The sequence below is a fragment of the Vibrio sp. 2092 genome (genome assembly GCF_033339635.1).
Classification (GTDB): domain Bacteria; phylum Pseudomonadota; class Gammaproteobacteria; order Enterobacterales; family Vibrionaceae; genus Vibrio; species Vibrio alginolyticus.
Map to the genome: position 1 here is coordinate 135,505 of NZ_JAWOUY010000014.1, position 9,535 is coordinate 145,039.

General features: G+C 45.5%; 10 protein-coding genes. 7 read left to right on the top strand and 3 right to left on the bottom strand.

From position 1 onward, the window contains the following. The first annotated feature begins 92 nt into the window (after window positions 1-92). From ribE to pgpA, 4 genes are all read left to right on the top strand, one after another. The gene (gene ribE, locus R7P80_RS20950; protein ID WP_225491898.1) at window positions 93-563 is read left to right on the top strand and encodes a 6,7-dimethyl-8-ribityllumazine synthase; all 471 of its coding nucleotides are present in this window, start codon (window positions 93-95) and stop codon (window positions 561-563) included. Further along, window positions 563-1,030, top strand: a complete 468-nt coding sequence (gene nusB / locus R7P80_RS20955; RefSeq protein ID WP_005381571.1) for a transcription antitermination factor NusB — start codon at window positions 563-565, stop codon at window positions 1,028-1,030. Before ribE ends, nusB begins: the two co-directional genes overlap by 1 nt. A 78-nt stretch (window positions 1,031-1,108) precedes the next feature. After that, window positions 1,109-2,074, top strand: coding sequence for a thiamine-phosphate kinase (thiL, locus tag R7P80_RS20960; protein ID WP_005381570.1), 966 nt, complete (start codon window positions 1,109-1,111; stop codon window positions 2,072-2,074). A 91-nt stretch (window positions 2,075-2,165) separates the two neighbouring features. Then, on the top strand, window positions 2,166-2,672 hold the full coding sequence (gene pgpA, locus R7P80_RS20965; protein WP_031780838.1) for a phosphatidylglycerophosphatase A: 507 nt from the start codon (window positions 2,166-2,168) through the stop codon (window positions 2,670-2,672). A gap of 46 nt (window positions 2,673-2,718) precedes the next feature. Here the strand turns inward: pgpA and dxs are convergent, their stop codons facing one another. The 3 genes from dxs to xseB are packed head-to-tail and all read right to left on the bottom strand — an operon-like array spanning window position 2,719 to window position 5,753. Continuing rightward, on the bottom strand, window positions 2,719-4,584 hold the full coding sequence (dxs, locus tag R7P80_RS20970) for a 1-deoxy-D-xylulose-5-phosphate synthase (RefSeq protein WP_005381568.1): 1,866 nt from the start codon (window positions 4,582-4,584) through the stop codon (window positions 2,719-2,721). Between the two features lie 20 nt (window positions 4,585-4,604). Further along, window positions 4,605-5,489, bottom strand: a complete 885-nt coding sequence (gene ispA / locus R7P80_RS20975) for a (2E,6E)-farnesyl diphosphate synthase (RefSeq protein WP_225491899.1) — start codon at window positions 5,487-5,489, stop codon at window positions 4,605-4,607. Between the two features lie 21 nt (window positions 5,490-5,510). Beyond that, a complete protein-coding gene (gene xseB, locus R7P80_RS20980; RefSeq protein WP_005381566.1) occupies window positions 5,511-5,753 on the bottom strand; it encodes an exodeoxyribonuclease VII small subunit in 243 nt (80 codons plus the stop codon). A 263-nt stretch (window positions 5,754-6,016) separates the two neighbouring features. Here xseB and pomA point away from each other — a divergent pair, with 263 nt between their 5' ends. From pomA to thiI, 3 genes are all read left to right on the top strand, one after another. Next, entirely contained in the window at window positions 6,017-6,778 is a 762-nt protein-coding gene (pomA, locus tag R7P80_RS20985; protein WP_005381564.1) for a flagellar motor protein PomA, read from the top strand. A 14-nt stretch (window positions 6,779-6,792) separates the two neighbouring features. Further along, a complete protein-coding gene (locus tag R7P80_RS20990; RefSeq protein ID WP_005383619.1) occupies window positions 6,793-7,740 on the top strand; it encodes a flagellar motor protein MotB in 948 nt (315 codons plus the stop codon). A 211-nt stretch (window positions 7,741-7,951) separates the two neighbouring features. Further along, on the top strand, window positions 7,952-9,400 hold the full coding sequence (gene thiI, locus R7P80_RS20995) for a tRNA uracil 4-sulfurtransferase ThiI (RefSeq protein ID WP_005383617.1): 1,449 nt from the start codon (window positions 7,952-7,954) through the stop codon (window positions 9,398-9,400). Window positions 9,401-9,535 lie beyond the last annotated feature (135 nt).

The following is a 9,535-nucleotide window of genomic DNA, read 5'->3' on the forward strand; positions in this document are numbered from 1 at the left end:
CCATTAGATATTGCTCACAAATTTGTGCTAGAATCCGGCGATTCTCACTTGATGAACATATTTCACTTATAAATAGAGTTAAAGGAAAGCTTATGAAAGTGATCGAGGGTGGCTTCCCAGCGCCAAATGCAAAAATTGCTATCGTTATTTCTCGTTTCAACAGTTTTATTAACGAAAGCCTACTTTCTGGTGCGATCGATACACTAAAGCGTCACGGACAAGTAAGCGAAGACAACATCACGGTTTTGCGTTGTCCAGGTGCCGTAGAACTACCTCTAGTAGCTCAGCGTGTTGCTAAAACTGGCAAATTCGACGCTATTGTTTCTCTAGGGTCTGTTATTCGCGGTGGAACGCCTCACTTTGACTATGTTTGTAGTGAAATGAACAAAGGTCTAGCACAAGTGTCTATGGAATTCAGCATTCCAGTAGCATTTGGTGTTTTGACTGTTGATACGATCGATCAAGCGATTGAACGCGCAGGAACCAAGGCTGGTAATAAAGGTGCAGAGGCTGCACTAAGCGCACTTGAAATGATTAATGTACTATCTGAAATTGATTCCTAATGGGGGCCAGTGTGAAACCAGCCGCACGTCGTAACGCACGTCAATTCGCTCTACAGGCGATCTACTCATGGCAAATTACTAAAGAGAATGTTGCCAAGATTGAAGAACAGTTTTTGTCTGGCGACAAATACGATGAAGAAGAACTTCATGCATCTGAGCCAGCGCTTGCTGCTCCAGAGACAGACGTAGCTTACTTCCGTGAACTATTAAGCGGTGTTGTACTTAGCCACGCTGAGCTAGATAGCAAAATTCGTCCATACATCTCTCGTCCTATGCAGGATTTAGATATGATGGAACTTGCTCTTCTTCGCCTTGCTATGTACGAGATGACTCGTCGCGAAGATGTTCCTTACAAAGTTGTTATCAATGAAGCGATTGAACTTGCAAAAGTTTTCGCAGCAGAAGATAGCCACAAGTTTGTGAATGGTGTACTTGATAAAGCAGCACCTCACATTCGTAAGAAATAACGATTTCTTCAATGAAAAGGTCAGCACATGCTGACCTTTTTTGTATCAAAAGCTTTTACATCAAAAAGTAAGTGAATTATGTCTGGTGAATTTAATCTGATAGACAAATACTTCGTCGGTCGTCAGAGCCAACGTAAAGATGTCCATCTAGCCGCTGGTGATGATTGCGCTTTGGTCAAAGCGCCAGCTAATGTTCAGATTGCGATTAGCACGGATACATTGGTAGCTGGAACGCATTTCTTAGCCGACGCGAACCCAGCATGGGTCGCACACAAAGCATTGGCTTCTAACATCAGTGATTTGGCGGCGATGGGCGCAACGCCTGCGTGGGTGAGCTTTGCATTAACGATGCCTGAGCCAGATGAAGAATGGCTTGCACCTTTCTGTGATGCATTTTTCGAACTGGCTGATTACTATGGTATTCAGTTAATAGGCGGTGATACCACCAAAGGCCCATTGTGTCTGACACTGACGGTGCAAGGTTTTGTACCTGAAGACAAAGCGCTCACGCGATCCGGCGCCAAGCCTGGGGATTGGGTATACGTAACGGGAAACCTTGGCGATGCAAAAGCTGGCTTGGATGTGATTCTAGATGACTCTCTGCGCAGCAGAGCCGGCGCGGAAGCACTAGAGCGAGCTCATTACCTTAGTTCTCCGCGTGTGCTTGCTGGACAAGCTCTTGTTGGCCTAGCCTCTTCGGCGATAGATATTTCAGATGGTTTAATCTCTGATATTAAGCACATTTTACAGCGATCTCAGGTTGGGGTGAGTATTGATGTCTCTCAGCTACCGATCTCTTCAGAATTAGTCCAGTTTTTAGATGATAAGATCAGCGCGCAGCAGTATGCTTTAGCAAGTGGCGAAGAATACGAGTTGTGTTTTACCGTGCCGGAGCAAAATCGAGGCTCGTTACAAAGCGCTTTATCTCATACTGGCTGTAAGGTCACATGTATTGGTCAAATCCGACCAAATGGAACCTTCGAGCTGCATGATAACAATCAACCACTTGATTGGGACTTAAGTGGCTTCGACCACTTTAAATGATCTGAGCTAAGCTCTAGCCAAGAGCCTGTTACTATTGAGCAACTCACAGGCATGACGATTGAAACCAAACTAGCAGTATAGGTTTAAGGATATGACCAACCCTCTTTCTCTGATTTCATTAAAGAACCCGTGGCATCTATTGGCGACGGGTTTTGGCAGTGGATTATCCCCGTTTATCCCTGGAACAATGGGCACACTGGCGGCCGTGCCTTTCTTTTTGTTGTTGGCACAATTACCATTTACGGCGTATGTCATTGTTGTTCTGATTTCGTGTGTGATCGGCATTCAAATATGCCAAGTGACGTCTGCAGACATGAAGGTGCATGATCATGGTTCAATCGTATGGGATGAGTTTGCAGGCTTTTGGATTACGATGAGCATTGTACCTGCACTGAATATTCCACTCACTGAATGGAAGTGGTTGATCACTGGCTTCATCTTATTTCGTTTTTTCGATATGGTAAAACCTTGGCCAATTGGGTGGCTAGATAAGCGAGTTCACGGTGGGCTGGGTATTATGGTTGATGATATCGTGGCGGGAGTTATGGCCGGTGTTGCCCTGTTTCTAGTCGCAAAATATGCGGGCTGGATGAACTAAACACTGAACGTAAAAAAGGGATGCTATGAACATCCCTTTTTACATTCTATTTTGCTAAATAATCCAAGATGGATTTTTCAATTCCTTTTGCATCGAGACCAAGCTCTTCATGCAGTTCATCTTGTGTTCCCTGATGAATAAACTCATCTGGTAAACCTAGGTTCAACACAGGTTTAATGATTTTATCTTTCATCATGAACTCAACGACACCAGCACCAGCACCACCCGCGATAACATTTTCTTCTAACGTCACGAGCACGTCATGATCTGCGGCTAATTGACGAATTAATGCTTCATCGAGCGGCTTCACAAAGCGCATATCAGCAACAGTGGCGTTAAGGTATTCTGCCGCTTCTAGCGCGTTACCCAAGAAAGTACCAAAGCTCAGAATAGCAACTTTTTCACCTTGGCGAACCATGCGCCCTTTACCGATTTCTAACGCCGTAAACTCAGTTTCGATTTCTACGCCCATGCCGCTACCACGAGGGTATCGAACCGCACTCGGGCCAGAATGCTTATGGCCAGTGTAAAGCATTTGTCGGCACTCGTTTTCGTCACTTGGCGCCATGATCACCATGTTCGGAATACAGCGCATAAAGCTCAAATCGAACGCACCTTGGTGAGTTTGACCATCTGCGCCAACGAGACCTGCGCGGTCGATCGCAAACATCACTGGTAAGTCCATGATCGCGATGTCGTGGATCAATTGGTCATAACCACGTTGCAAGAAAGTCGAATAGATAGCAACGATTGGATGATCGCCCGCAATTGCCATGCCTGTTGCCAGTGTTACAGCGTGCTGCTCAGCAATCGCCACATCAAAGTATTGGTCTGGGTACTCTTTTGAGAAACGCACCATACCCGAGCCTTCGCGCATCGCTGGCGTAATTGCCATTAGCTTAGGATCTTGGGCCGCCATGTCACATAAAAAGTCACCGAAGATCTTTGAGTAAGTTGGCTTACCGCCACTGCTCTTCGGCAGACAATTATGCGTTGGATCGAATTTAGGAACACCATGGTAGCCGATAGGATCTTTCTCGGCAGGCTCATAACCTTTGCCTTTCTTGGTCATGATGTGTAGGAACTGAGGACCTTTGAGCTCACGCATATTTTTCAGCGTTTTGACGAGTTCATTGACGTCGTGTCCATCAATCGGGCCAATGTAATTAAAGCCGAACTCTTCGAACAGAGTACCAGGCACTACCATGCCTTTTAGGTGCTCTTCCGTACGGCGAACCAACTCTTTAATAGGTGGGACACCAGACAGCACTTTCTTGCCGCCTTCACGGATAGAAGTGTACAAGCTGCCAGAAAGTACTTTCGCAAGGTGGTTATTCAGGGCGCCGACGTTTTCTGAAATCGACATTTCGTTGTCGTTCAAAATCACCAACATATCAGGATGAACGTCGCCAGCGTGGTTCATGGCTTCGAATGCCATGCCTGCTGTAATTGCGCCATCACCAATCACACTGACGATTTTGCGACCTTTACCTTCTTTTTGTGCGCTGATGGCCATGCCAAGACCTGCACTAATCGATGTCGAAGAGTGGCCGACAGATAAGGTGTCATATTCACTTTCTTCACGCCAAGGGAAAGGGTGTAGACCATCCTTTTGGCGAATTGTTGGCATTTTATCGCGACGTCCGGTGAGGATTTTATGCGGGTAAGCCTGATGACCAACATCCCAGATCAATTTGTCGATAGGGGTGTTGTAAACATAATGCAGAGCGACAGTTAGCTCCACGGTGCCTAAGCCAGACGCTAAGTGTCCGCTAGATTGGCTCACTGAATTTAGCAGATACGTTCGCAGTTCATCACACAGATTTGGTAATGTTTCTTTCGGAAGAAGACGTAATTCTTCCGGTGTATTTGCTAACGCCAGTGTTGGGTACTTTGAAATATCAAGAGTCATATAAATGCGCGCTTATAGTGTTAATTTTTGCGCTCGATGACATATCGGGCGAACTCTTCGAGTAACTGAGTATTGTATGGGATAGCTTCCAATGCTTGAAGTGCTTCCTGTAACAGAGTGTGAGCTTTCTCTATGGCTCCCTCTAAACCCAGCAGGGAAGGATAAGTGCTCTTATTCAGACCTTGGTCGGAACCTTGAGGCTTACCCAGTGTTTCTGTGTCACTGATGATATCAAGAATATCGTCTTGAACCTGAAACGCCAAACCAATTGCTTTTGAGTAGCGCTCCAAGTGAGGTAGAACCTCGATACCTTTCTCACCAGCAGCTAATGCACCTAATTTTACCGCACAATCAATCAGAGCTCCGGTTTTTTTACGGTGTATCTCTTCCATTTCTTCAAGAGAAACTAGGCGATTTTCCGCGCCTAAATCTAAGGCTTGCCCTACACACATGCCGCTGGCACCAGAGGAATGCGCTAAGGCTTTGATCATATTGATGCGTTGAGCTTCAGCCGCCGGGCTTAATTGACCATCAGAAATAATAGTGAAGGCAAGAGTTTGTAGTGCATCACCTGTCAGTATTGCGGTTGCTTCATCAAACTTAATATGACAAGTTGGTTGACCTCGACGCAGTTCATCATCGTCCATGGCTGGCAGATCATCATGAATGAGTGAGTAGGCATGTATACATTCGATAGCAGCGGCGGGGGTGTCTAAGTCTTCAGGTTTACAGCCGAGCATTTGACCTGTGATGTAAACAAGAAAAGGGCGAACGCGTTTCCCACCTAGCAAAAGGCCGTATTTCATTGCTTGAATCAATGGCTGCTCTTGATATGGAAGCTGATCGAGCCACAAATTCAATTGCTGATTGTTTCTTTGTTGAAAAGACGTCAATGTCTGTTGCATCACATTGCTCACTACTGATTGTTATTCTGAATCTGGTTTGAAGTCACTCAGTGGTGCTTCATCATCTTCACTAAGAAGAATGCTCACGCGCTGTTCGGCGTCGCTTAATTTAGTTTGGCCTGCACGAGCTAAGGCAATGCCTCGTTCAAACTTACGCAGGGCATCATCTAGAGCAAGATCGCCATTTTCTAATTGATCAACCAAGCTATCAAGCTCTTCAATGGTTGCTTCAAAGGTCATGTTTTCTGGTTTCTTGACCGCCATCTTTTTTCTGCCTTAATCAAGCCTCGGGTAAGATGCACGAAAGTTACCTTAGCCTAGTAACTTGGTCAAATTTAACCTTATATAATTGTCACAAAATTAGCGTTCAACGAGTCTAAGCGATGAAACCCCATATTTTGGTTGAGGTTGTTAAGTGTAATTTGTGATCCATTAGCTAAGATTTTTCTAAAAATTCTGCGCGAGTTGTCGATACAGGTAATAATCCGCCCAATGGCAGTATTTGAGTATAGCGTGAGGAGTGCTTTGTGGATTTAGCAACCCTATTAGGTTTGATTGGTGGTTTTGCATTCGTCATTATGGCGATGGTGCTTGGTGGCAGCATCGGCATGTTTGTCGATGTCACGTCGATCCTTATTGTCGTTGGCGGCTCAATATTCGTCGTGTTGATGAAGTTCACAATGGGACAGTTTTTTGGTGCGACAAAGATTGCTGGCAAAGCCTTCATGTTTAAAGCGGATGAACCCGAAGACCTGATCGCAAAAATTGTGGAAATGGCCGATGCGGCGCGTAAAGGTGGTTTTCTTGCTCTTGAAGAGATGGAAATAAACAACACATTCATGCAGAAAGGCATTGATCTACTGGTTGATGGCCATGATGCCGACGTTGTGAGAGCGGCACTCAAAAAAGACATCGCGCTTACGGATGAACGACATACGCAAGGTACTGGCGTATTTCGCGCCTTTGGCGACGTTGCTCCTGCGATGGGAATGATTGGCACCTTGGTTGGTCTTGTTGCGATGCTTTCAAACATGGATGACCCTAAAGCGATTGGACCAGCAATGGCCGTTGCACTCTTGACCACATTGTATGGCGCGATCCTGTCCAATATGGTGTTTTTCCCTATTGCGGATAAGCTTTCTCTTCGCCGTGACCAAGAAACGCTAAATCGCCGTTTGATCATGGATGGCGTATTAGCGATTCAAGATGGCCAAAACCCGCGAGTGATCGATAGTTACTTGAAGAACTACCTCAATGAAGGTAAACGTGCCCTTGAGATTGACGAGTAACTTGGAGAGTAGTGATGGATGATGAAGATAACAAATGCGATTGTCCGCCACCCGGTCTCCCGTTATGGATGGGGACATTCGCGGACTTAATGTCGCTACTGATGTGTTTCTTTGTTCTTCTACTCTCGTTTTCTGAGATGGATGTACTGAAGTTCAAACAAATTGCAGGATCAATGAAATTTGCCTTCGGTGTGCAAAATCAGCTTGAAGTGAAAGACATTCCCAAAGGTACTAGCATTATTGCCCAAGAGTTTCGACCGGGTCGGCCGGAACCAACTCCGATTGATGTCATCATGCAGCAAACCATGGACATCACTCAGCAGACGCTCGAATTTCATGAAGGGGAGTCTGATCGAGCTGGTGGCACAAAACGTGATGAAGGCAAGTTAACGGGTGGGCAATCGCCAGAAACGTCAACTCAAAACAATGAATCTGCCGAAGCGGACATGCAGCAACAGCAATCTAAAGAGATGTCGCAAGAGATGGAAACCTTGATGGAAAGCATCAAGAAAGCCTTAGAGCGAGAGATTGAACAAGGCGCCATTGAAGTTGAAAACCTCGGTCAGCAGATTGTTATACGTATGCGTGAAAAAGGTGCATTCCCAGAAGGTTCGGCCTTCTTGCAGCCTAAGTTTCGCCCTTTAGTTCGTCAGATTGCAGAGCTAGTAAAAGATGTGCCAGGCATTGTTCGAGTATCTGGCCATACAGACAATCGACCGCTAGATTCGGAACTTTATCGCTCTAACTGGGATCTCTCTTCTCAGCGCGCAGTATCAGTCGCGCAAGAGATGGAGAAAGTGAGAGGCTTCTCTCATCAACGTTTAAGAGTACGAGGCATGGCGGATACGGAGCCCTTGTTACCGAATGATTCTGATGACAATCGCGCACTTAACCGACGGGTTGAAATCAGCATTATGCAAGGCGAGCCTCTCTACAGTGAAGAAGTGCCGGTAATTCAATAACTAGGCTTTAGTTTTAAGTCAGTAAAGAGACAAGAAAGCGAGCAGATTGCTCGCTTTTTTTGTTTTTCCAATCCGCTTGGGTGTATAATCTTGCGCCTTAAAAGTGAGCTCAGACTACTTTTTGTGACTGAAACGCGGTTTTACTGCGTATGAAGTATTGAAGTTGAGTGTCACTCTTTGTTGATTGCGAAACTAACCTGCGAATTAGACTATGAAATTTATTGTAAAGCCCCATCCAGAAATTTTTGTAAAAAGTGAATCTGTGCGTAAGCGCTTCACAAAGATTTTAGAGTGCAACATTCGTAACATCATTAAGAGCCGCACGGAGTCTGTCGCGGTATTTAACCGTCGTGATCACATTGAAGTGACCTCTGAGAGTAACGAATTCCACGCTGAAGTTCTTGAGGTTTTGACTCATACACCAGGCATTCACCACGTACTGGAAGTGAAGCAAACTGAATTTAAAGACTTGCACGATATCTTCGAGCAAGTGCTAGAACTCAACCGTGCTGCACTCGAAAATAAAACCTTTGTTGTACGTGCGAAGCGTCGTGGCAAGCATGACTTTACCTCTATTGAACTAGAGCGTTATGTAGGCGGTGGTTTAAATCAAGCGATTGAAAGCGCTAGTGTTAAGCTACGAAACCCAGACGTGACGATCAAGGTAGAAGTCTCGAACGACAAGCTAAACCAAGTATTGTCTCGTCATAAAGGCCTAGGTGGTTTCCCTCTGGGTACGCAAGAAGACGTGTTAAGCCTGATCTCGGGTGGTTTCGATTCTGGTGTTTCAAGCTATCTTCATATCAAGCGTGGTTCAAAAGTACATTACTGCTTCTTTAACTTGGGTGGTCCAGCACACGAAATCGGCGTTAAGCAGGTTTCTCACTACCTATGGAACAAATACGGTTCTTCAGCAAAAGTACGTTTTATCTCAGTTGATTTCGAGCCTGTGGTTGCGGAAATCCTAGAGAAAGTCGATGACGGCCAAATGGGCGTGATCTTGAAGCGTATGTTCATGCGTGCAGCAGGCATGATCGCTCAGAAGATGAAGATCGAAGCATTGGTAACAGGTGAAGCGCTAGGTCAAGTATCGAGCCAAACGCTAACCAATCTACGCCACATCGATAACGTAACAGACACGCTGATTCTGCGTCCGCTTATCAACTGGGATAAAGAAGACATCATCAATCTAGCACGTGAAATCGGCACAGAAGATTTCGCAAAGACAATGCCAGAATACTGTGGTGTTATCTCTAAGAAGCCAACCGTGAAAGCGGTGAAAGGCAAGCTAGAAGCTGAAGAAGAGAAATTCGACTTCAGTATCCTTGAGCAAGTGGTTCAAGAAGCTCGCATGATGGACATTCGTGATATCGCGAAAGAGTCTGAGCAAGCCGCACCAGAAGTAGAGCAAGTTCAAGCGGTAGAAGAGCACGCGGTTGTGCTAGATATTCGTAGTCCTGAAGAGGAAGACGATAACCCACTTGAAATCGAAGGTGTGGATGTGAAACATATCCCTTTCTACAAGCTGGGTACACAGTTTGGTGACTTAGACCAGTCTAAGACATACCTACTTTACTGTGACCGCGGTGTGATGAGCCGTCTGCAAGCGCTTTACTTGCAAGAGCAAGGCTTCAGCAACGTAAAAGTTTACCGTCCATAGCTGACTGTTAAAATACGTTAAAAGGCGCAAATTGAGACATCAATTTGCGCCTTTTTTGTTTTCAGCCCTAAACCACCTACTTCAGTAGGTGGTTATCATCCGTTTCGGCTTTGCCTGTAAAACTACTCATGCTAA

Coding starts and splice junctions, on each gene's coding strand:
- dxs (WP_005381568.1), bottom strand. CDS start 4,584: ATGACTCTTGATATTTCAAAGTACCCAACACTGGCGTTAGCAAATACA.
- thiI (WP_005383617.1), top strand. CDS start 7,952: ATGAAATTTATTGTAAAGCCCCATCCAGAAATTTTTGTAAAAAGTGAA.
- nusB (WP_005381571.1), top strand. CDS start 563: ATGGGGGCCAGTGTGAAACCAGCCGCACGTCGTAACGCACGTCAATTC.
- thiL (WP_005381570.1), top strand. CDS start 1,109: ATGTCTGGTGAATTTAATCTGATAGACAAATACTTCGTCGGTCGTCAG.
- ispA (WP_225491899.1), bottom strand. CDS start 5,489: ATGCAACAGACATTGACGTCTTTTCAACAAAGAAACAATCAGCAATTG.
- ribE (WP_225491898.1), top strand. CDS start 93: ATGAAAGTGATCGAGGGTGGCTTCCCAGCGCCAAATGCAAAAATTGCT.
- pgpA (WP_031780838.1), top strand. CDS start 2,166: ATGACCAACCCTCTTTCTCTGATTTCATTAAAGAACCCGTGGCATCTA.
- R7P80_RS20990 (WP_005383619.1), top strand. CDS start 6,793: ATGGATGATGAAGATAACAAATGCGATTGTCCGCCACCCGGTCTCCCG.
- xseB (WP_005381566.1), bottom strand. CDS start 5,753: ATGGCGGTCAAGAAACCAGAAAACATGACCTTTGAAGCAACCATTGAA.